This is a genomic window from Streptomyces sp. UG1, assembly GCF_049974585.1.
GTDB lineage: Bacteria > Actinomycetota > Actinomycetes > Streptomycetales > Streptomycetaceae > Streptomyces.
In genome coordinates, this window is the sequence record NZ_JBNGGG010000077.1 from 1 (window position 1) to 20,912 (window position 20,912).

18 protein-coding genes, 1 rRNA gene and 1 pseudogene are annotated in these 20,912 nt (G+C 72.6%); 14 read left to right on the forward strand and 6 right to left on the reverse strand.

What is annotated here, in order from left to right; translation table 11 throughout:
* A 5S ribosomal RNA gene (gene rrf / locus ACP4J3_RS48335) occupies positions 1–74 on the forward strand; the annotation flags it as partial.
* An 89-nt stretch (positions 75–163) separates the two neighbouring features.
* Here the strand turns inward: rrf and ACP4J3_RS48340 are convergent.
* Positions 164–808: a hypothetical protein gene (locus ACP4J3_RS48340; RefSeq protein WP_426544264.1), complete on the reverse strand. Its 645-nt coding sequence runs from the start codon at positions 806–808 to the stop codon at positions 164–166.
* A 240-nt stretch (positions 809–1,048) separates the two neighbouring features.
* Between ACP4J3_RS48340 and ACP4J3_RS48345 the strand changes: the two genes are divergently transcribed.
* Complete coding sequence (locus ACP4J3_RS48345; RefSeq protein WP_426544256.1) at positions 1,049–1,855, forward strand: hypothetical protein; 807 nt, start codon at positions 1,049–1,051, stop codon at positions 1,853–1,855.
* Positions 1,856–1,919: 64 nt separating this feature from the next.
* On the opposite strand, the gene ACP4J3_RS48350 is transcribed toward ACP4J3_RS48345, so the two are convergent.
* Positions 1,920–3,212: a DUF1015 domain-containing protein gene (locus ACP4J3_RS48350; protein WP_426544230.1), complete on the reverse strand. Its 1,293-nt coding sequence runs from the start codon at positions 3,210–3,212 to the stop codon at positions 1,920–1,922.
* Between the two features lie 72 nt (positions 3,213–3,284).
* Here ACP4J3_RS48350 and ACP4J3_RS48355 point away from each other — a divergent pair, with 72 nt between their 5' ends.
* From ACP4J3_RS48355 to ACP4J3_RS48370, 4 genes are all read left to right on the forward strand, one after another.
* On the forward strand, positions 3,285–4,313 hold the full coding sequence (locus ACP4J3_RS48355; protein ID WP_426544232.1) for an HAD hydrolase-like protein: 1,029 nt from the start codon (positions 3,285–3,287) through the stop codon (positions 4,311–4,313).
* A gap of 78 nt (positions 4,314–4,391) precedes the next feature.
* Positions 4,392–5,435 (forward strand): FecCD family ABC transporter permease, encoded by a 1,044-nt coding sequence (locus tag ACP4J3_RS48360; RefSeq protein ID WP_426544234.1) that lies wholly within the window; start codon positions 4,392–4,394, stop codon positions 5,433–5,435.
* 32 nt (positions 5,436–5,467) lie between these two features.
* A complete protein-coding gene (locus ACP4J3_RS48365) occupies positions 5,468–6,544 on the forward strand; it encodes a FecCD family ABC transporter permease (RefSeq protein WP_426544258.1) in 1,077 nt (358 codons plus the stop codon).
* On the forward strand, positions 6,541–7,422 hold the full coding sequence (locus ACP4J3_RS48370; RefSeq protein WP_426544236.1) for an ABC transporter ATP-binding protein: 882 nt from the start codon (positions 6,541–6,543) through the stop codon (positions 7,420–7,422). Before ACP4J3_RS48365 ends, ACP4J3_RS48370 begins: the two co-directional genes overlap by 4 nt.
* A gap of 3 nt (positions 7,423–7,425) precedes the next feature.
* On the opposite strand, the gene ACP4J3_RS48375 is transcribed toward ACP4J3_RS48370, so the two are convergent.
* Positions 7,426–7,773 carry a sterol-binding protein gene (locus tag ACP4J3_RS48375; protein ID WP_426544238.1) on the reverse strand — a complete coding sequence of 116 codons (348 nt, stop codon included), beginning with the start codon at positions 7,771–7,773 and terminating at the stop codon, positions 7,426–7,428.
* A gap of 42 nt (positions 7,774–7,815) precedes the next feature.
* On the opposite strand from ACP4J3_RS48375, the gene ACP4J3_RS48380 reads away from it, so the two are divergent.
* The 6 genes from ACP4J3_RS48380 (at position 7,816) to ACP4J3_RS48405 (ending at position 13,940) form a co-directional block, all read left to right on the forward strand.
* Positions 7,816–8,124, forward strand: a complete 309-nt coding sequence (locus tag ACP4J3_RS48380; protein WP_426544240.1) for a hypothetical protein — start codon at positions 7,816–7,818, stop codon at positions 8,122–8,124.
* A gap of 7 nt (positions 8,125–8,131) precedes the next feature.
* Positions 8,132–8,947 carry a TlyA family RNA methyltransferase gene (locus ACP4J3_RS48385; RefSeq protein ID WP_426544242.1) on the forward strand — a complete coding sequence of 272 codons (816 nt, stop codon included), beginning with the start codon at positions 8,132–8,134 and terminating at the stop codon, positions 8,945–8,947.
* Positions 8,944–9,849 (forward strand): NAD kinase, encoded by a 906-nt coding sequence (locus ACP4J3_RS48390; protein ID WP_426544244.1) that lies wholly within the window; start codon positions 8,944–8,946, stop codon positions 9,847–9,849. Before ACP4J3_RS48385 ends, ACP4J3_RS48390 begins: the two co-directional genes overlap by 4 nt.
* A 161-nt stretch (positions 9,850–10,010) precedes the next feature.
* Positions 10,011–11,729: a DNA repair protein RecN gene (gene recN, locus ACP4J3_RS48395; RefSeq protein ID WP_426544260.1), complete on the forward strand. Its 1,719-nt coding sequence runs from the start codon at positions 10,011–10,013 to the stop codon at positions 11,727–11,729.
* 30 nt (positions 11,730–11,759) lie between these two features.
* Positions 11,760–12,563: a hypothetical protein gene (locus ACP4J3_RS48400; protein ID WP_426544246.1), complete on the forward strand. Its 804-nt coding sequence runs from the start codon at positions 11,760–11,762 to the stop codon at positions 12,561–12,563.
* 240 nt (positions 12,564–12,803) lie between these two features.
* Positions 12,804–13,940, forward strand: coding sequence for a glycosyltransferase family 4 protein (locus tag ACP4J3_RS48405; RefSeq protein ID WP_426544248.1), 1,137 nt, complete (start codon positions 12,804–12,806; stop codon positions 13,938–13,940).
* Between the two features lie 108 nt (positions 13,941–14,048).
* Here the strand turns inward: ACP4J3_RS48405 and ACP4J3_RS48410 are convergent, their stop codons facing one another.
* On the reverse strand, positions 14,049–15,689 hold the full coding sequence (locus tag ACP4J3_RS48410; RefSeq protein WP_426544250.1) for a PucR family transcriptional regulator: 1,641 nt from the start codon (positions 15,687–15,689) through the stop codon (positions 14,049–14,051).
* Between the two features lie 82 nt (positions 15,690–15,771).
* Here ACP4J3_RS48410 and ACP4J3_RS48415 point away from each other — a divergent pair, with 82 nt between their 5' ends.
* A complete protein-coding gene (locus ACP4J3_RS48415) occupies positions 15,772–16,731 on the forward strand; it encodes an LLM class F420-dependent oxidoreductase (RefSeq protein WP_426544252.1) in 960 nt (319 codons plus the stop codon).
* Here the strand turns inward: ACP4J3_RS48415 and ACP4J3_RS48420 are convergent.
* Entirely contained in the window at positions 16,718–18,100 is a 1,383-nt protein-coding gene (locus ACP4J3_RS48420; protein WP_426544254.1) for an FAD-binding oxidoreductase, read from the reverse strand. The genes ACP4J3_RS48415 and ACP4J3_RS48420 overlap by 14 nt on opposite strands.
* Before the next feature lie 69 nt (positions 18,101–18,169).
* Positions 18,170–19,972, reverse strand: coding sequence for a glycoside hydrolase family 15 protein (locus ACP4J3_RS48425; protein ID WP_426544262.1), 1,803 nt, complete (start codon positions 19,970–19,972; stop codon positions 18,170–18,172).
* 497 nt (positions 19,973–20,469) lie between these two features.
* Here ACP4J3_RS48425 and ACP4J3_RS48430 point away from each other — a divergent pair.
* Positions 20,470–20,912, forward strand: a pseudogene (locus ACP4J3_RS48430) (CTP synthase); the annotation flags it as partial.

The window sequence follows — 20,912 nt, forward strand, 5'->3', positions numbered from 1 at the left end:
ACCCGGAAGCTAAGCCTTACAGCGCCGATGGTACTGCAGGGGGGACCCTGTGGGAGAGTAGGACGCCGCCGAACAATCTTTGGGGGGACCCCTGGTCACCAGCGTTCAGCTGGGGCCAGGGGTCCTTTCGTTTTTACAATGCTTGCGGTACCGAAGACAGGAGTCACCGATGTCCACCAACTCTCCCGACGACCGACCGGAGCGCGACCAGCGGCGACGGGACAGTGGTGACCGCGGCGGTTACCGAGGGGATCGTGGCGGTTTCCGGCGGGACAACGACCGGCGTGACAGCGGCCGTGGTGGTGACCGGGGGCGGTTCCGGCGTGACGACAGCCGCGGCGGGTATGGCCGGCGCGATGATCGGCGTGATGACCGGCGTGATGACCGCCGTGACGGCGACCGTGGGCCCCGTCCCTCGTTCCGTAGGGACGACCGGCCGGGTGGGCCGCGTCGCGACGACCGGGATCGTGAGCGTGGCTTCCGGCGTGACGGCGACCGTCCGTCCCACCGACGCGACGACCGGGGAGAGCGTCGGGACGACGACCGTGGCGGGTATGGCCGGCGTGACGACCATCGCGGTGGCTACGGCCGACGCGACGACCGTCGTGGCGATGACCGGGACCGTGGGTTCCGCAGGGACGACCGGCGCGATGACCGCCGTGACGACCGGCGCGACGGCGACCGTGGCGGCTTCCGTCGGGATGACCGTGACCGCGACCGTGGCTTCCGGCGTGATGACCGCGGTGAGCGGGGTGACCGGGACCGTGGGTTCAGGCGGGACGACCGGCGCGATGATCGCCGCGATCACGACCGCGGTGAGCGTGGCGACCGTGGTGGGTTCCGGCGTGACGACAGCCGGGGCGATCGCGGCGGGTTCCGCGGGCGGGACGACCGTGGCGGTCGTGGACCCCGTCGGGACGATCGCGGTGGACGTCCCGGAGGGTTCCGTGGGCGCGACGACCGCCGAGATGACCGGCGCGGTGGTGGCCGGTTCCGTGATGAGCGGGATTGGGACCGGGACCGTGGGGACCGCGAGCCGATCAAGCGGCTGCCGATCCCCGAGGATGTCACGGGCGACGAGATCGACAAGGACGTACGGCAGGAGCTGCAGAGCCTGCCGAAGACGCTCGCGGAGGATGTCGCCAAGAACCTGGTGATGGTCGCGCGGCTCATCGACGAGGACCCCGAGGGCGCCTACGGCTACTCCAAGGTGGCGCTGCGGCTGGCGTCGCGGGTCGCGGCCGTACGCGAGGCGGCCGGGTTCGCCGCCTACGCCAACCAGAAGTACGCGGAGGCGCTGGCCGAGTTCCGGGCTGCGCGGCGGATGACCGGTGGTGTGGAGCTGTGGCCGCTGATGGCCGACTGTGAGCGTGGGCTCGGGCGGCCGGAGAAGGCGCTGGACATGGCCGGGGCGCCCGAGGTGCACAAGCTCGACAAGGCGGGGCAGGTGGAGATGCGGCTCGTCGCGGCCGGCGCCCGGCGTGACATGGGGCAGCTCGACGCGGCGATCGTGACGCTGCAGAGCCCCGAGCTCGCCTCCAACGCCGTACAGCCGTGGACCGCGCGGCTGCGGTACGCGTACGCGGACGCGCTGCTCGCCGCCGGGCGGCAGGGTGAGGCGCGGGAGTGGTTCGCGAAGGCCGTCGAGGCCGACAAGGACGGCAGCACGGATGCCTCCGACCGGCTCGCGGAGCTGGACGGTGTCGAGTTCGTCGACGCTCTTGATGAGAACGAGGGTGGCGCCGATGCCGATGCCGGCGCCGGCGAGCAGGCTCCGGCCGACGCCGACGCCGACGCCGACGCCGACGCCGACGCCGACGCCGACGGCGACTCCGACGGCGGCGACAAGGAGTGAGCGGCGCGTGATGTGAGGGGCGGGATCCCGGGTGTGGGGTCCCGCCCCTTCGGCGTTCTACGGTCTAGAGGTCCAGTGCGCGCAACACCAGGCCGGAGGCCGGCTTCGGGCCGAACGACGTCGACTTGCGGGGCATGGTGACGCCCTGGCGGGCCAGGTCGCGTACGACGTCCTCGCGGACGGGGTGCATCAGGACGGCCGTACCGCGGTCGCGTTCGGCCTTGGTGACGGTGGCGGCCGTGTCGTGGATGTAGGCGATGCGGGCCGGGTCGTCCTCGGGGATGTGCCAGACGTGGGCGAGGAGCGTGGCGTGCAGGACGGTCGCGTCCAGGGTGCGCCAGGCGGCCGGTTGGTCCGCGGGGACGGTGCGGGTGAGGAGGGACTCGTCCGGCTGGTCGACGAGGTGGAAGGCGCCGTCGCCGGCGAGGAGGTAGGCGTTGCCCGAGCAGGCCGCGTCGGCGAGTGACTCCAGGGCCTCGGCCAGCGGGACTTCGAGGCGGCGTACGCGGAAGAGGCCGTCGAGGGCGGCCAGGGCGTCCGGTACCGGCAGGTCGTGCAGGAGACGGTGGATCGCGCGGACGCGCAGGGGGTAGCGGGCCGTGTCGACCAGGAGGACCAGGCCGTAGTCCCAGGGGCTGGGGGAGGCGTGCTCCGCGCGTAGCCGGAGATAGGTCGCCCAGCGGTGGTGGCCGTCGGCGATCAGGGCCTGGTGGCGGGTCAGGTCGGACTGGACGCGGGCCAGGTCGGCGGGGTCGGTGATCGACCACAGGCGGTGGCTGAAACCGTCCTCCGTGGTGGTCGAGAGGAGGGGTGGGCGTTCGATCGTGTGCTCGATCACCGCGGTCGTGTCGGCCGCCGAGCCGTTGCCGCGGTACGTCAGGAGCAGGGGCTCGAGGTTCGCGGAGGTGGCGCGCATCAGGGCCGCCCGGTCGGCGACCACGTGCGGCATGACGTCCTCGTGCGGCAGGACCAGGCCCTCCGACGGCTCGGAGACGCGTAGGGCGCCGATGACGCCGCGCTGCAGCATGCCCTCGCCGTCGCGCTGCTCGTAGACGTAGAGGCAGGGCTCGGGGTCGGCGGTCAGTACGCCGTCGGACAGCCAGCGGCGCAGGGTCTTCGCCGCCTGTTCGTTGCGGGCGTCGGGGGTGGCGGCCTGGGGGAGGATCAGGCGGACGATGTTGTGCGGGTCGGCCGACTCGAGATGGAGCAGGCCGTCGGGGCGGACCACTACGTCGTACGGCGGTGACGTCACGGCCGCCAGGCTGCCGACCCGGTCGGGGTCGTAACGAAGTCCTCTGAACGGAGTGAGTTCGAGGCCTCGGCGCGCCGCTGCTTCCGGGTGACCTGCTGAGTTCATCCCGGCATCGTACGGGTGTCGGTGGCATGGGGGATGATCGGGGGAAAGCCGTCGAACGAGGAGCGATGCGGAATGAGCCAGAGCGTCAGGACGAGGCCCGCGGGAAGTGGGCAGGCCCTGAGCGAGGCGTACGACACGGCGCTGCTCGACCTCGACGGTGTGGTGTACGCGGGCGGGTACGCGATCGGGCATGCCGTCGATTCGCTGGCGGCGGCGCGTGCGGGCGGGATGCATCTCGCCTATGTCACGAACAACGCCCTGCGGACGCCGGACGTCGTGGCCGCGCATCTGACGGCGCTGGGGATACCCACGGGCGCGGATGACGTGATCACGTCGGCGCAGGCGGTCGCGCGGCTGATCAGTGAGCAGATACCGGCGGGCTCCCGGGTGCTGGTGATCGGCGGGGAGGGGCTGCGGGTCGCGCTGCGGGAGCGGGGGCTGGAGCCGGTGGAGTCGGCCGACGACGATCCGGCGGCGGTCGTGCAGGGGTACGGCGGGCCCGAGCTGCCGTGGGGACGGTTCGCGGAGGCCTGTTACGCCATCGCGCGCGGGGTGCCCTGGTACGCGTCCAACACCGACCTGACGATCCCGGGCGCGCGCGGGATCGGGCCGGGCAACGGCGCGGCGGTGGAGGTGGTGCGGATAGCCACCGGTGCCGAGCCGCAGGTGGCGGGCAAGCCGCTGCCCCCCATGCACCGGGAGACGATCCTGCGGACCGGCGCCGAGCGGCCGCTGGTGGTCGGGGACCGGCTGGACACGGACATCGAGGGCGCGTTCAACGGGGACGTCGACTCGCTGCTCGTGCTGACCGGGGTCACCGACGGCGCCCAGCTTCTGTCCGCGCCGCCGCAGCACCGGCCGACGTATGTCGACGCCGATCTGCGGGGGCTGCTCACCGGGCAGCCGGAGGTCGCCGGGGACGGGGACGGCTTCCGGTGCGGTGGCTGGACAGCGGCGGCGAAGGGGGAGCGGCTGGAACTCGACGGTGAGGGCGAGGCCTTGGACGGGCTGCGGGCGCTGTGCGCGGCGGCCTGGACGGCGGCCGGGGACGGCTCGTGCAGGCTGGACGCGGGGAAGGCGTTGGCGCGGCTGGGGTTGTGAGTCGTCGCACGGCGGTGGAGTGAGGGAGGGCGCGCAGCGGGATCGTGGCTGAATGGGAGGGTAGGCTAACCTAACTGCGTGTTGGTCGACAGTCCTCCCGAACAGCGCGCGGAGTCCGAGTCCGCGCCCCCAACCCGACGGGCGATACGTGCCGTTGGGCTGCTCGTCTCTGTCCTGATCCTGCTGGTCGTCGTGTTGGCGAGCATCGCGATCGGGGCGAAACAGCTCTCGTTCGGAGAGGTCTGGCACGGGTTGTTCCAGAGTTCCGGGACCTACGGCGACGTCGTGGTCGACGACCGGATCTCGCGCACCGTCCTCGGACTGCTCGCCGGCGCCGCCCTCGGTCTCGCCGGAGCCGTGCTCCAGGCCCTCACCCGCAACCCGCTCGCCGATCCCGGGCTGCTCGGCATCAACGCGGGCGCGTCCGCCGCGGTCGTCACCGCCATCACCTTCTTCGGCGTCACCAGCCTCAGCGGCTATGTCTGGTTCGCCTTCCTCGGCGCCGCCGCGGTCGGGGCGATGGTCTGGTTCCTCGGCGGCAGCCGCGGCGCCACACCGGTCCGGCTCGCGCTGGCCGGTACGGCGATCAGCGCCGCGCTCTACGGCTATCTCCAGGCCGTGATGATCTCGAACGACGCGGCGCTGAACAGGATGCGCTTCTGGACGGTCGGTTCGCTGACCTCGGCGACGGACGCGACCATCAAACAGGTGCTGCCGTTCCTCGTCGTCGGCATGGTCCTCGCGCTCGCCCTCGCCCGGCCGCTGAACGCCATGGAGATGGGCGACGACATCGCCAAGGCCCTCGGCGCCAACCTCAACCGCACCCGGGTGCTGTCGATGCTCGCCGCCACCGTGCTGTGCGGCGCCGCGACCGCCGCGTGCGGGCCGATCGTGTTCGTCGGCCTGATGGTGCCGCACGTCGTGCGCTCCTTCACCGGCCCCGACCTGCGCTGGATCCTGCCGTACGCGGCCGTCCTGTCGCCCGTGCTGCTGCTCGGCGCCGATGTCCTGGGCCGGCTCGTCGCCCGGCCCTCCGAGCTCCAGGTCGGCATCGTCACCGCGATCCTCGGTGGACCGGTCTTCATCTTTCTCGTACGACGGCGGAGGACGGCCCAACTGTGAGGACCGCAGTGAAGAGCGAAGCGGACACCCCCGTGCGGAGCGCGGCGAAGAGCACCCGCGCCCCCCGCGCCCCCCGAGCCAACCGTGCCGTGCGGACCCCGGGCGGGCTCTCCGTCCGCCTGGACGTGCGGGCGCTGACCGTCGTCGTGCTGCTGCTGCTCGCCGCGCTCGCCGCGAGCGTCGTGCTGATCGGCACCGGCGACTTCCCGATCGGCGCCGGCGACGTGCTGAAGACGCTGTTCGGGGACGGCGACGCCGGGCAGGAGTTCATCGTCAACGAACTGCGGCTGCCGCGGGTGCTGGTGGGGCTCCTGGTCGGGGCCTCGCTCGGTCTCGGCGGCGCGCTGTTCCAGGCGCTGTCGCGCAACCCGCTGGGCAGCCCGGACATCCTCGGCCTCGGGCAGGGCGCCACCGCCGGGGCGCTCGTGGTGATCGTGCTGTTCTCCGGGGACGCCGGCCAGGTCACCGTCGGCGCGCTGCTCGGCGGACTCGGGACCGGTCTCGCCATCTATCTGCTCGCCTGGAAGCGGGGCGTGCACGGTTATCGACTGGTCCTGGTCGGTATCGGCATGTCCGCGATCATGACGGCGGTCAATGGCTATCTGCTGACCAAGGCCGACCTGGTCGACGCCGCCCGCGCGGTCGTGTGGATGACCGGCTCCCTCAGCGGCCGTGACTGGGCCCAGGTCTGGCCGCTGCTCGCGCTGTGCGCCGTCCTCGTACCGCTCGTCCTCGGCAACGCCCGAGCGCTGCGGATGATGGAGATGGGTGACGACGTCTCCTACGCCCTCGGGGTGCGTGTCGAACGCGTACGGCTGCTGCTGATGCTGTCCGCCGTGCTGCTCACCGCCGCCGCCACCGCGGCCGCCGGCCCGGTCAGCTTCGTGGCGCTCACCGCCCCGCAGCTCGCCCGGCGCCTGACCCGCTCACCCGGGCCCAACCTGCTGCCCTCCCTGTGCATGGGCGCCGCCCTCCTGGTCACCGCCGACTGGACCTCCCAGCGGGTCTTCGGCGCCGACCAGATGCCCGTCGGCGTGGTCACGGGCGTGCTCGGCGGCGTGTACCTGCTCTGGCTGCTGGTCACCGAGCGCAGGGCGGGCCGGATATGAGCGCCGGCGGCACCGACAAGAACAGCAGTGGGCCGAACAACCGAAGGAGCACCGTGAACCGCCTGTCCGCCGACCACGTCACCCTCGCCTACGACCAGCGGGTCATCGCCGAGCAACTGTCGGTGGAGATACCCGACAACTCCTTCACCGTGATCGTCGGCCCGAACGCGTGCGGCAAGTCCACGCTGCTGCGGGCGCTGTCCCGGATGCTCAAGCCCAGCCAGGGCCGGGTCCTGCTGGACGGGCAGGTCATCCAGTCGATGCCGGCGAAGAAGGTCGCGCGCACGCTGGGGCTGCTGCCGCAGTCGTCGATCGCACCGGACGGGATCACCGTCGCCGACCTGGTGGGCCGCGGCCGGTATCCGCACCAGGGGATCCTGCGCCAGTGGTCGACCGAGGACGAGCGGGTCGTCCAGGAGTCGATGGAGCAGACCGGGGTCGCCGAGCTCGCGGATCGCTATGTCGACGAATTGTCGGGTGGTCAGCGGCAGCGCGTGTGGATCGCCATGGCGCTCGCCCAGCAGACGCCGCTGCTGCTGCTCGACGAGCCCACGACCTACCTCGACATCCAGCACCAGATCGACGTCCTCGACCTGTGCGCCGAGCTGCACGAGGAGCAGGGGCGCACGCTGGTCGCGGTGCTGCACGACCTCAACCACGCCGCCCGCTACGCCACCCACCTCATCGCCCTGCGCGGTGGTGCCGTCATCGCCGAGGGCGCGCCCAACGACATCGTCACGGCCGACCTGGTCGAGGAGGTCTTCGGGCTGCGCTGCCAGGTCATCGACGACCCGGAGACCGGGACGCCCCTGGTGGTGCCGGCCGCGCGGAAGGCGCGCAAAGAGGTCGAGAAGGTCGCGGCTGCAGAAGTTTCCTGAGCGCTACAGAAGCTTCCTGAGCAGCAGCAGGTCGCGCACGCCCGCGTGCAGCTTCACCCGGCCCGAGCCCCAGGCCTTGGCGAAGTGCAGCTCGCCGTCGACCAGGGCGACCAGGTCGTCGCCGGTCATGCTCAGTCTGATCTGGGCCTTCTCGCGGGGCGGGCCCTGGAGCGTGTCATGGACCCGGATCCGGCCGCCCGCCATGCGGCCGGCGAACGTGACGTCCAGGTCGGTGATGTGGCAGCTCACCGAGCGGTCCAGGGCAGCGGCCGTGCGGACGTCCCCTTCGGCGTGCTGCATGCTGTCCGAGAGCTTTTCGAGTGCGGCGCGGCACTCCTCGATCGTGGCCATCGAGATCGACGGTACCCCAGCGGTTCGGGGTAGCGTCTGGGCATGAGCGACACGGTTCCGCAGACGGAGATCCCGGTGGCGGAGGCAGCGGACGAGCACGGGGGCGAAGCGGTCGAACCCGAGTACGACCCGGCCGCCCCCGCCCCGCTGAACGTCCCTCGCACCCCCACCGGCAACGCCGAGGTCGACGCCCAGCTCGAGCGGCTCGGGGACACCGACCACCTCGCCACCGACGGGCACCTCGAGGTGTACGAGGATGTACATCGGGGGCTGCGCGACGCGCTCACCGCGCTCGACGCCCGCCCGGGACCTCCGGGTCCCGCACTGTCGTACGGACAACACAGGAGCTGAACCGAACGTGGCAGGAGTCGCACGCCGCCGTCTGGACGCGGAGCTGGTCCGCCGGAAGCTCGCGCGCTCGCGTGAGCACGCCGGGCAGCTCATCGCCGCCGGGCGGGTCACCGTCGGCAAGACCGTCGCGACCAAGTCCGCCACGCAGGTGGAGACCGCGGCGGCGATCGTCGTCGCGGCCGACGACAGCGACCCCGAGTACGTCTCGCGGGGCGGGCACAAGCTCGCGGGCGCGCTGGAGGTCTTCGTGCCTCGGGGGCTCGCGGTGCGAGGGCGGCGGGCGCTCGACGCCGGCGCGTCGACCGGGGGTTTCACCGATGTGCTGCTGCGGTCGGGGGCCGCGCATGTCGTCGCCGTCGACGTCGGATACGGACAACTCGCCTGGACTCTCCGAAGCGATGAACGCGTCACCGTCAAGGACCGTACGAACGTACGCGAGTTGACGCTCGAAGCGATCGATGGGGAACCAGTGGATCTTGTCGTGGGGGATCTGTCGTTCATCCCGCTCGGACTGGTGCTGCCCGCCCTGGTGCGGTGCGCGAAGCCGGACGCCGATCTGGTGATGATGGTCAAGCCGCAGTTCGAGGTGGGGAAGGAACGGCTGGGCAGTGGGGGAGTCGTACGGAGTCCGCAGCTGCGGGCGGAGGCCGTGCGCGGTGTCGCCGAGAAGGCGTGGGAACTCGGGCTCGGAGTGAAGGGGGTCACGGCGAGTCCGTTGCCCGGACCCTCCGGGAATGTCGAGTACTTTCTGTGGCTGTGTGCCGGGGCGCCCGCCCTGGACCCGGCCGACGTTGACCGTGCAGTGGCGGAGGGGCCGCGTTGATGCAGAACCGAGCTCGTACTGTTTTTCTCCTCGCCCACACGGGGCGGCCGGCGGCGATTCGCAGCGCCGAGCTGGTGGTCAAGGGACTGCTGCGGTCGGGGATCGGCGTGCGGGTGCTTCAGGCGGAGGCCGCGGACCTGCCGCTGCCGGACGAGGTGGAACTCGTCAAGGAGGCGACGCCGCAGTGCCTCGACGGGTGTGAGCTGCTCATCGTGCTGGGCGGCGACGGCACGCTGCTGCGGGGCGCCGAGTTCGCCCGGGCGTCCGGGGTGCCGATGCTGGGCGTGAACCTCGGGCGGGTCGGGTTCCTCGCGGAGGCCGAGCGGGACGATCTCGACAAGGTTGTCGACCGGGTCGTGACCAAGGCGTACGAGGTCGAGGAGCGGATGACCGTCGATGTCGTCGTGCATCAGAACGGCGACATCGTGCACACGGACTGGGCGCTGAACGAGGCGGCCGTGCAGAAGGCCGGGGCCGAGAAGCTCCTCGAGGTCGTGCTGGAGATCGACGGGCGGCCGGTGACGGGGTTCGGGTGCGACGGCATTGTGCTGTCCACTCCCACCGGGTCGACCGCGTACGCGTTCTCTGCCGGTGGGCCTGTGGTGTGGCCCGAGGTCGAGGCGTTGCTGATGGTGCCGATCAGTGCGCACGCGCTGTTCGCGAAGCCGCTGGTCACTTCGCCGGATTCGGTGCTTGCCGTGGAGGTTCTGCCGCATATCCCGCCGGGGGTTTTGTGGTGTGACGGGCGGCGGACTGTTGAGTTGCCGCCGGGGGCGCGGGTTGAGGTTCGGCGGGGGGCTGTGCCGGTGCGGCTCGCTCGACTGCATCACGCTTCGTTTACGGATCGGCTTGTGGCGAAGTTTGCGTTGCCGGTTTCCGGGTGGCGGGGGGCGCCTCATTAGCGGTTTGTAGGGGGCGGTGGGGGACTTACGGCGGCTGCGGGTGGTTCGTGGCTGGTCGTGCAGTTCCCCGCGCCCCTTTGGGGCGTTGCACTCGCGTGGGTGACAGGGTGCCTCGCACTTGGGTGGCTCCACCTCGTAAGGTCGTGTCCGTGTTGGAGGAGATGCGGATACGGTCGCTCGGAGTCATCGACGACGCGGTCGTCGAGCTGTCGCCCGGATTCACCGCGGTCACGGGTGAGACGGGCGCGGGCAAGACCATGGTGGTCACCAGCCTGGGGCTGTTGCTCGGTGGGCGTGCGGACCCCGCGCTCGTGCGGATCGGGGCCGAGAAGGCGGTCGTGGAGGGGCGGATCAGCGTCCCCCAGGGCACGTCGGCCGTCGTGCGCGCCGAGGAGGCCGGGGCCGAGCTCGACGACGGGGCGCTGCTGATCAGCCGTACCGTTTCCGCCGAAGGGCGGTCCCGGGCGCACCTCGGCGGGCGCAGTGTGCCCGTGGGGATGCTGGCCGAGCTCGCCGACGAACTGGTGGCCGTGCACGGGCAGACCGATCAGCAGGGCCTGCTGAAGCTGTCCCGGCAGCGGCAGGCGCTCGACCGGTACGCCGGGGACGCCGTCGCCGTGCCGCTCGCCAAGTACGGCGAGGCGTACCGGCGGTTGCGGGCGGTCTCGGCCGAGCTCGACGAGATCGTCACGCGTGCGCGTGAGCGGGCCCAGGAAGCCGACATGCTGCGGTTCGGGCTCGACGAGATCGCCGGTGTCGAGCCGCGCGCCGGGGAGGACGTGGAACTCGCGGAGGAGGCCGAGCGACTGGGGCACGCGGAGGCGCTGTCGTCCGCCGCCACGGCCGCCCACGCCGCCCTCGCCGGCAACCCCGAGGACCCCGAGGGCATCGACGCGGCCACGCTCGTCGCCGGTGCGCAGCGGGCCCTGGACGCCGTACGGTCGCACGACCCGGCGCTGTCCGCGCTCGCCGACCGGATCGGAGAGATCGGGATCCTGCTCGGCGATGTCGCCGGGGAGCTGGCGGGGTACGCCGACGACCTGGACGCCGATCCGCTGCGGCTCGCGGCCGTCGAGGAGCGGCGGGCGGCGCTGAACGCGCTGACGCGGAAGTACGGCGAGAACATCGCCGCCGTGCTCGCCTGGGCCGAGGAGGGCGGCGCACGGCTGACCGAGCTGGACAGCGACGACGACCGCATCGGGGAGCTGACCGCCGAGCGGGACGCGCTGCGGACCGAGCTGGGCGGGCTGGCGCAGGCGCTGACCGATGCGCGCACCGAGGCCGCCGAACGGTTCGCGGCGGCCGTGACCGCGGAGCTGGCGTCCCTGGCGATGCCGCACGCGCGCGTGTCCTTCGCCCTGAGGCAGACCGAGGACCCGGACGGCGTGGAGGTCGGCGGACGCCCCGTCGCCTACGGGCCCTCGGGCGTGGACGAGGTCGAGCTGCTGCTCGCCCCGCACCCGGGAGCGCCGCCCCGGCCGATCGCCAAGGGCGCGTCCGGCGGTGAGCTCTCGCGCGTGATGCTCGCCGTCGAGGTCGTGTTCGCCGGGACCGACCCCGTGCCGACGTATCTCTTCGACGAGGTCGACGCAGGCGTCGGCGGCAAGGCGGCCGTGGAGATCGGGCGGCGGCTCGCCCGGCTGGCCAAGTCCGCGCAGGTGGTCGTGGTGACCCACCTGCCGCAGGTGGCCGCCTTCGCCGACCGGCAGTTGCTCGTCGAGAAGACCAACGACGGGTCGGTCACCCGGTCCGGCGTCAAGGTCCTGGAGGGCGAGGAGCGGGTCCGGGAGCTGTCGCGGATGCTGGCCGGGCAGGAGGACTCCGAGACCGCCCGGGCACACGCGGAGGAGCTGCTGGAGACGGCCCGGGCGGACGTGTAGGCCCGAACCCGGGGGCCGTAGGGTGTGCGGATGATCGAGCGAGCCGCCTCCTTCGGCCTCTCCGCCGCCCTCACCCGCGCCGCCGTCGCAGCCCTGCGCGCCAAGGCCCCCGGCGGCCGTGACCGCTGGGAGCGGAAGAACTACGCCGGGCGGGACGTGGAGTTGTACGCCGGTCCCGCCTCGGCGCTGGCAGCGGCCGTCGGGGCCGGGCGGGTGTCGCCCGCCGCCGGGGCCGCGGTGGCCGTCGCGGGGATCTGCGGGGCGTACGACGACGTCGCCGGGACCGGTGATCCGCGCAGGGGGTTCCGGGCGCATCTGCGTGCCCTTCGCGACGGAGAAGTCACCAGCGGGGCCGTCAAGTTGTTCGGGATCACGGCCGCCGGGCTCGTCGCGGGGGCGTTCCTGAAAGAGCGGACCTTGGACAAACTGCTCGCGGGCGTGGTCATCGCCGGGGCCGCCCACTTCGTCAATCTCGTCGACGTACGGCCGGGCAGGGCCGCCGCGACGGTGCTCGCCCTCGGCGCGCCGGGGCTGCTGCGCCAAGGGCCCGGCGCCGAGGTCGCCGCCACCGCCATGGGGGCCGCCGCGGCCGTACTGCCCGACGACCTCGGGGAGCGGGCGATGATCGGCGACACCGGGGCGCACGCGCTGGGCGCGGCCCTGGGCGCCGCTGTCGTCGCGGGGAACGGGCGTGCGGGACTGGTCGCGCACGCTGCCGCGGTTGTGGCCGCGGCGCTGTACGGCGAGCAGGTGAGTGCCGCCGCGCGCGGGGCGGTGTACATCCCCGGCACGAGCGACCAGGTGAGCGAGGCCGCGCGCACGGCGGGTCGGTGACGTGTGCGCCACGCGCGCGTGTTCGTGCACCACCGCCACCCCGGCTCACTCGTACAGGTGACTGTGGCCGCCGCGTTGCCCGCCCCCTGCCCTCCCGGCGTTCCCGGAACGGCCGTGCGTCCTGGCATCCTTGGCGTAAACACGTCGTACGCGTAGGGATCCGCGCGGTACACCCCCTCCGCCCGATCCTTCTGTACGTTCTTCGTGACCGTCCCACCCACGACCAGGAGCCCCGGCCACGTGACCCCCGTGAGCAGCCACTCACCGCACGGCCAGTCGTCGCTGCGCACCGTGCAGGTGCTGGGCGGCGGCAACGCCGGCAGTAGCGCGCATGTGCGCTCGCTGGCCTCGGGGCTGGTGGCGCGGGGCGTGCGGGTCACCGTGTGCGCCCCTGTCGAGGCCGATCGCACCTACGACTTCACCGGAGCCGGCGCCGAGCATGTGCATGTGCCGCGCAGCAGCGATCCCGCCTCCGTGGCCGCGCTGCGGGCGGTGTGCGCCGACGCCGACCTGGTGCACGCGCACGGGCTGCACGCCTCCTTCCGCGCGGTGCTGGCACTGAGCGGGCGGCGCACCCCGCTCGTCGTCACCTGGCACGACCGGGCCCACGCCGAGGGCGCCCGCGCCCATCTCGTACGGCTGTTGGAGCGGCGGGTCGTCAAGGCCGCCTCCGTCGTCCTCGGCACCACCTCGGCCCTGGTCGACCGGGCCCGCAGAACCGGTGCCCGGGACGCACGGCTCGCCGCCGTCGCGCTGCCCGGCCGGCGCCGCCCCGTCGAGCGGGACGACCCCGACCGGCTGCGTCCCAAGGTGCGCGCCGAACTCGGCGCCACCGGGCGGCCGTTGCTCATGGCCGTCGGCTCACTGGAGCGGCATCGCGGGTACGACGTGCTGCTGGACGCCTCGCGCGCGTGGCGGCGGCTCGATCCCGTGCCGCTGGTGGTGATCGCGGGGGAGGGGTCGCTGCGGGCCGACCTCCAGCGCCGTATCGAGGCCGAGGAGCTGCCCGTACGGCTCATCGGGCGGCGCGACGACGTCGCCGAGCTGCTCGCCGCCGCCGACATCGCGCTGCTGCCCAGCAGTTGGGAGTCGCGGTCCCTGCTCGCCCAGGAGGCCCTCCAGGCGTGCGTGCCGCTCGTCGCCACCGACGTCGGCGGCCTGCCGGAACTCCTCGGCGACGCCGCCGAAATCGTCCCGTACGGCGACCCGGACGCCCTCGCCGACGCCGTCGTACGGCTGCTCGGCGACCCCGAGCGCCAGGACGTCCTGCGGGAGCGGGGCGTGCGGCAGGCGGCGACCTGGCCGACCGAGGACGAGACCGTGGCCCAAGTGCTGAGCGTATACGACGAGTTGACGCAGCCGCGGCCCATGATCTAGCCGGCCGCGGGCCCTTGTGATGGATCTCCGTGGGAGAAGGAGCGGCGTTCGGTGGGCCGAGAGTGCGTGCCGGGCGTCGCTACGCCGCGGAGATTCATCACAAGGGCCCTAGGCGACATGCCTGCGCGCCCGCAGCGCCAGGCTCAACGCCAGTACCGTCTGCGGGTCGTCGAGGTCGGTGCCGAGCAACTCGCCGATGCGGGCGAGGCGGTTGTAGAGCGTCTGCCGGTTGAGGTGCAGCTCGCGGGCCGTCTCCGCCTTGCGGCCCGCGTGCGCCAAGTACGTCTCCAGAGTGGGCAGCAGGGGCGGCCGGGAGCGGTCGTCGTGGTCGCGCAGCGAGCCGATCGCGCGGTCCACGAAGGCCGCGAGGTCGGGATGGTCGCGCAGCCGCCACAGCAGCAGGTCGATGTCCAGGCGGCGGGCGTCGTACCAGGGGCGGTCCGCCAGGCCCTGCGCCGCCGTCGCCGTCTCGGCCGCGTGCCTGAGGCCCGCCGAGGCCGCCGCCCAGTTGCCCGCGACCCCGACGACCACGACCGGCGGCCGCGCCCCCGGCCGCTGGACCCCGGCCCGCTCCACGCCGGCCCGCAGCGCCGCGGCGACCCGGTCCGCGACCGCCGGCCGGTCCGCCTCCGCGCGCAGGCCCACCAGCAGCGGGACGCGCCCCTCGACAGGCCGTACGCCCAGCAGGACCGGAACACCCACGCAGGCCAGCTCCTCACCGACCGCACGCGCCAGCACCGCCCAGCCGCCGTCCGGGGCCGGCGCGTCCCCGAGCCGCATCACGACCGGCAGCAGCGGGCTGTCACCCGGCTTGAAGCCCAGGACGCGCGCCTGTGCCGGGGCGTCCTCGGCGGCGACACGGCCCTCCGCGAGGTCGGTCAGGAAGTCCCCGCGGCCGCGTGCCGCCAGCTCCTCCTCCTGGCGCGCCTGCATCAGCACCACGGCGAGGATGCCGGCGGCCCGTTCGGCGGCGATCCGGTGCACGGGCGCGAGCGGGCCCCGTACCGGCAGCAGGGCGAGCCGGGCCCGGACCGACGGCGCTCCCTGGCCGCCGCCCGGCACATCCACCAGCACCGACCCCGCGGGCGGCGGCGCGTCCCTGTGCGGCCCTCGCAGCCCCTCCCACACCTGCAACGGGTCCGCGCCCTCGGGCCCGGCCCCGGCGGCGTACAGCAGCCGGCCGTCGGTCGCCTCCAGGAAGACCGGGTTGCCGCTGAAGTCCGCCAGGATCCCGAGCACCTGGGGCACTCCGCCGCCGAGCAGGGCCTCGGTGCAGCGGCGGTGCACCTCCTCCGCCCGCTGCAGCAGCGCGTAGTGGCCGTTGACGATCTCGGTGTGGATTTCCTCGGTGACGGTCACGTAGGGGACCTGGCGATGCAACTGGACGAGCGGGAGACCGGCCGTGCGCGCTGCGTCGACCAGCGCCGAGGGCAGCCGGGTGAAGCGCGTGCCGAGCTCGACGACCAGGGCCGCGATGCCGCGCTCGGCCAGGGTGCGCACGAACGCGCGCTGGTCGGCGGGACGGTTGCCGAGGCCGTAGCCCGTGGTCAGCAGCAGCTCCCCGCCCTTGAGCAGGGAGGCGATGTTGGGCACCTCGCCCGCGTGCACCCAGCGCACGGTCCGCTCCAGTTGGTCGGCACCCGCGAGGACCTCGGGCAGCCCACTGCGCAGACCGGGCAGCTCCAGCGCCCGCCGTACGGTGATCCCGGCGCCGTGGGTGTCGAATCCGCTGTTCGTACCGCTGTCCATGGGCCGGACGCTACCCGTGCGCGGGGTCGCCCGACATCTCCGAAGATGTTCATGAGCGCGGGTCCGGGGTAGCGGCGCTGGCATGGACTACAGCGTGGTTGCGGTGGCACGGGAGGACGACAGTGCGGTCGAGGAGCCGCTGCGGGTGGCGGCGGTCGCCGATCGGCTCGGGTATCGCGAGGTGTGGGCGGGGGAGGGGCCGACGTGGGACTCCTTCGTCCTGGCCGCGGCCATCGGGCGGGCCACCGAGCGGGTCGCGCTGACGGCCGGTCCGGTGGCGGTGTCGGTGCGCGAGCCGTTCGGGATCGCGCGCGGCGCCGCCTCGGTCGCGGCCGTCACCGGGCGGGCGGTCGGGGTGGCGCTGGGGACGTCCAGCAAGCGCGTCGTCGAGGGGGTGCACGGGGTGCCGCGGGTGCGGCCCGCGGCGGCGATGGAGGCGTCGGCGGCGGCCGTACGCGGCTTCCTGCACGGCAAGCCCGGCGAACCGGTGGTCCCCGGCAGCACCTTCCGGCGCCGCCTCCAGCCGCCCGGCGGCCCGCTCACCGTGGCGGCGTTCGGGGACCGGGCCATCGCCACGGCGGCGGCGCACGCCGACCGGATGCTGCTTGACCTCGTCTCGCCGGAACAGGTCCGCATGCTGCGGGCCAAGCTCGACGCGGCCGTCGAGCGCGTGGGCCGTTCGGCGCCGCCCACCCTGGCCGCCTGGCTGCCCGCCGCCGTCGATCCCCACCCCGCTTCGCTCGCGCAGGTCCTGGGGAGCATCGCCGGGTATCTCACGGTGCCCGGCTACAGCGACATGTTCGAGGCGGCCGGGTTCGGGGAGGCGGTCGAGCCGGCGCGTACCGGAGCCGACGCCGCCACCCTGTCCCGGGCGCTGCCCGCCGAGGCGGCCGGCGTGGTCGGGCTGGTGGGCGACCGGGACGCCGTACGCGCGCGTGCCGAGGAGTACGCCGAGGCCGGGCTCGACGAGATCGCCCTCGTCCCGGCGACGGCGGGCGACCCGGGCGGGGAGCGGACGCTGAGCGCGTTCAGGCCGGCCTGATGTTGTGGTTGAACCGGAAGACGTTGTCCGGGTCGTAGCGGCGCTTGAGTTCCGCGAGCCGTCGCGTGTTCTCGGCGCCCAGACCGGCCACCACACGCTCCGCGCCCTCGTCGCCGATGAAGTTCAGATAGACCGCGCCGGTGCTCCACGGCCGGACGTCGGTGCGCACATCGCGGACCCACTGGATGCACCGCTCGTCGTCCGCCGGATCCTGCCACATGCCGTAGGGGTGGACCGCCCAGGGCGCGTCCCGGTACGGCACCGGGTACTCGTGCGGGCCGGCGGCGATGGCGCCGCCCTGCGGGAGGAAGGCGTGCTGGGTGCCGGTCGGCACGGGCATGGACCGCCCGTCGGCGCAGTAGGTGTCCACGAAGTCGTCCGGTGCGCCCGTCAGGTACTCGGCCGACCAGTAGTGCCGCATACCGGGCGGGTCGTCGATCATGCACTGCACGTCGGCATACGGCATCGCGCCGACGATCTCCGCCTTGTGCTCCAGCGCCAGCAGGGGTTCGGCGTACTTGCGCATGTCCTGTTCGGGACCGGCGTACGTCAGAAGCACGAGGCACAGAAGCGTGCCGACCAGAGACGGCGGTACGAACTCCTCGGGCGGGCCGGTGATGTGCACGACGCCGCCGCTCACCTCGTCGGGGCCGGACTCGATCACGTCGCGGAAGGTGCGCACCGCGTCGGGCCCGACTTCCGGCCGGTACAGCAGCAGCGCGACGGCGAACTCGGGCAGCTCGTGCAGCTTCAGCGTGATCGCGGTGGCGATGCCGAAGTTGCCGCCGCCCCCGTGCAGGGCCCAGAACAGGTCAGGGTTCTCGTCGGCGTTCGCGTGGACGCGGCTGCCGTCGGCGGTGACCAGCTCCACGCCGAGCAGATTGTCCACGGCGAGCCCGCACCAGCGGTCCAGCCAGCCCGTGCCGCCGCCCAGGACGAAGCCGCCGACGCCGGTGGTCGAGGCCCGGCCGCCGGTGGTGGCCAGGCCGTACGGCTGGGTGGCGCGGTCCAGGTCGCTCATCGTGGCACCGCCCGCGATCCGTACCGCCTCGGCCGCGGGGTGGACCGTGACCGCGCGCATATGGCGCAGGTCGACGACCAGACCGTTGTCGTTCAGCGCCATGCCCGCGACGCTGTGCCCGCCGCCACGGACCGCGATGTTGAGGTCCAGCTCGCGGCCGAAGCGCACGGCCCGTACGACGTCGTCCTCGTCCACGCACTGGGCGATCACCGCGGGACGACGGTCGATCATGGTGTTGAAGACCACCCGGGCGTCGTCGTAACCGACGTCCCCGGGGGCGAACACATCACCGGCGAGATCCTCGCGCAGCGCGGCGAGGGCCGCGCCCGCCTTGGAGTGGGAAGCCATGGCAGCCCCCTTCCGACAAGGGGCAATCGCTTCCTTCCAGGCTAGGCGGGCCCGTCACGTCCGTCCTGTTCAGCCGCCGTACGCCCCCGACGCCGTCAGCCGCAGCGCGGTGTCGATCAGCGGCACGTGGCTGAAGGCCTGCGGGAAGTTGCCGACCTGGCGCTGCAGGCGCGGGTCCCACTCCTCGGCCAGCAGACCGAGGTCGTTGCGCAGCGACAGCAGCTTCTCGAACAGCTTGCGGGCCTCGTCGACGCGGCCGATCATCGCCAGGTCGTCCGCCATCCAGAACGAGCAGGCGAGGAAGGCGCCCTCGTCGCCGGGAAGGCCGTCGACGCCCTCGCTCTCGCCCTCCGTGGGGTAGCGCAGGATGAAGCCGTCCGAGGTGGACAGCTCGCGCTGGATCGCCTCGATGGTGCCGATGACGCGCTTGTCGTCCGGCGGCAGGAAGCCCATCTGCGGGATCAGCAGCAGCGAGGCGTCAAGCTCCTTGGAGCCGTACGACTGCGTGAAGGTGTTGCGCTCCTTGTCGTAGCCCTTCTCGCACACGTCCCGGTGGATCTCGTCGCGCAGTTCCTTCCAGCGCTCCAGCGGGCCGTCCGCGTCACCGGACTCGATCAGCTTGATGGTGCGGTCGACGGCGACCCAGGCCATCACCTTGGAGTGCACGAAGTGCCGGCGCGGGCCGCGCACCTCCCAGATGCCCTCGTCCGGCTCCTGCCAGTGGTCCTCCAGGTAGCGGATGAGCTTGAGCTGGAGCAGGGAGGCGTAGTCGTTGCGGGCCAGGCCCGTCATGTGCGCCAGGTGCAGGGCCTCGGTGACCTCGCCGTACACGTCGAGCTGGAGCTGGTGCGCGGCGCCGTTGCCGACCCGGACCGGCGCGGAGCTCTCGTAGCCGGGCAGCCAGTCCAGCTCGGCCTCGCCCAGCTCGCGCTCGCCGGCGATGCCGTACATGATCTGCAGGTTCTCCGGGTCGCCCGCGACCGCCCTGAGCAGCCACTCCCGCCAGGAGCGGGCCTCCTCGCGGTAGCCGGTGCGCAGCAGCGAGGACAGGGTGATCGCCGCGTCGCGCAGCCAGGTGTAGCGGTAGTCCCAGTTGCGGACGCCGCCGATCTCCTCCGGCAGCGAGGTGGTGGGCGCGGCGACGATGCCGCCCGTCGGGGCGTACGTCAGCGCCTTCAGCGTGATCAGCGAGCGGATCACCGCCTCGCGGTAGGGGCCGTGGTACGTGCAGTGCTCGACCCACTCCCGCCAGAAGTCCTCCGTCGCCTCCAGCGAGGCCTCCGGCTCCGGCAGCGGCGGCGGCTCCTTGTGCGAGGGCTGCCAGGAGATGGTGAACGCGTAGCGGTCGCCGGGCGCCACCGTGAAGTCGGAGTACGTCGTCAGCGACTTGCCGTAGGTCTCGCGCTCGGTGTCGTACCAGACCGAGTCCGGGCCGGCGACGGCGACCGTGCGCCCGTCGTGCTTGTGCACCCACGGCACGACCCGGCCGTACGAGAAACGCATCCTGAGGGCCGAGCGCATCGGCACCCGGCCCGAGACGCCCTCCACGATGCGGATGAGCTGGGGCGCGCCGTCACGCGGGGGCATGAAGTCGATCACCCGGACCGTGCCGCGCGGCGTGTCCCACTCGGACTCCAGGATCAGGGAGTCGCCGCGGTAGCTGCGCCGGGCCGCGGTGGGCGGTGGGGCGTCCGAGGAGTGGGCGGGGCCGAGCCGCCAGAAGCCGTGCTCCTCGGTGCCCAGCAGGCCGGCGAAGATGGCATGCGAGTCGAAGCGGGGCAGGCACAGCCAGTCCACGGTGCCGTCCCGGCAGACCAGTGCGGCGGTCTGCATGTCTCCGATGAGTGCGTAGTCTTCGATGCGCCCGGCCACGTGCAACTCCAGTCGAACGGCCACGTCACCCCCTTCTGGCAACAAGGGGGCTCTCGCTAGTGCGGTCAAGGGGTGGTTGTAATGCGTCGTTGAGCGATGAAGCAAAGCAGTCGTTTGCGCCGTGAGGCAAAACGCCAGTCTGTTCTCAACAATCTCTGCTCAACGAACTGACGAGCTCTCGTTGTTCCGGGTGTGACGGGCGGGGGTGGTGCCGTGTTGGCCGGCCGGGCTCGGCAGCGAATGTCCGAGCAGGATACGACGCACGTAGATGATCTGTGTGCCGCTCCGGGCAACCCGGGTCGGCCGAACGGGTGAGCAAAGGGTGAGCGATGGGCGGGAAGGCGGCAGAGCATGCGGATCCGTGCCTGCTCGTGTGCGGAGCGTGGCCGGAAGCCGCCGCCTCCGGTCGCTGATACCCTGGTAGCCCGTGGACCGGTGGGCGTGATGACCCCCGAACCGCACTTCAAGATCGCGACCACGGGAGCCCCCTCTTGGCCATGCCAAAATCCACGACGACCAAGCACATCTTCGTCACCGGGGGTGTCGCCTCCTCGCTCGGCAAGGGCCTGACGGCCTCCAGCCTCGGCATGCTGCTCAAGGCGCGGGGTCTGCGCGTCGTGATGCAGAAGCTGGACCCGTACCTCAATGTCGACCCTGGCACGATGAACCCCTTCCAGCACGGTGAGGTGTTCGTCACCAACGACGGTGCCGAGACCGACCTGGACATCGGCCACTACGAGCGGTTCCTCGACCGTGACCTGGACGGTTCCGCGAACGTCACCACCGGCCAGGTGTACTCGACGGTGATCGCCAAGGAGCGGCGCGGCGAGTACCTGGGCGACACCGTGCAGGTCATCCCGCACATCACCAACGAGATCAAGCATCGCATCCGCCGCATGGCGACGGACGAGGTCGACGTCGTGATCACGGAGGTCGGCGG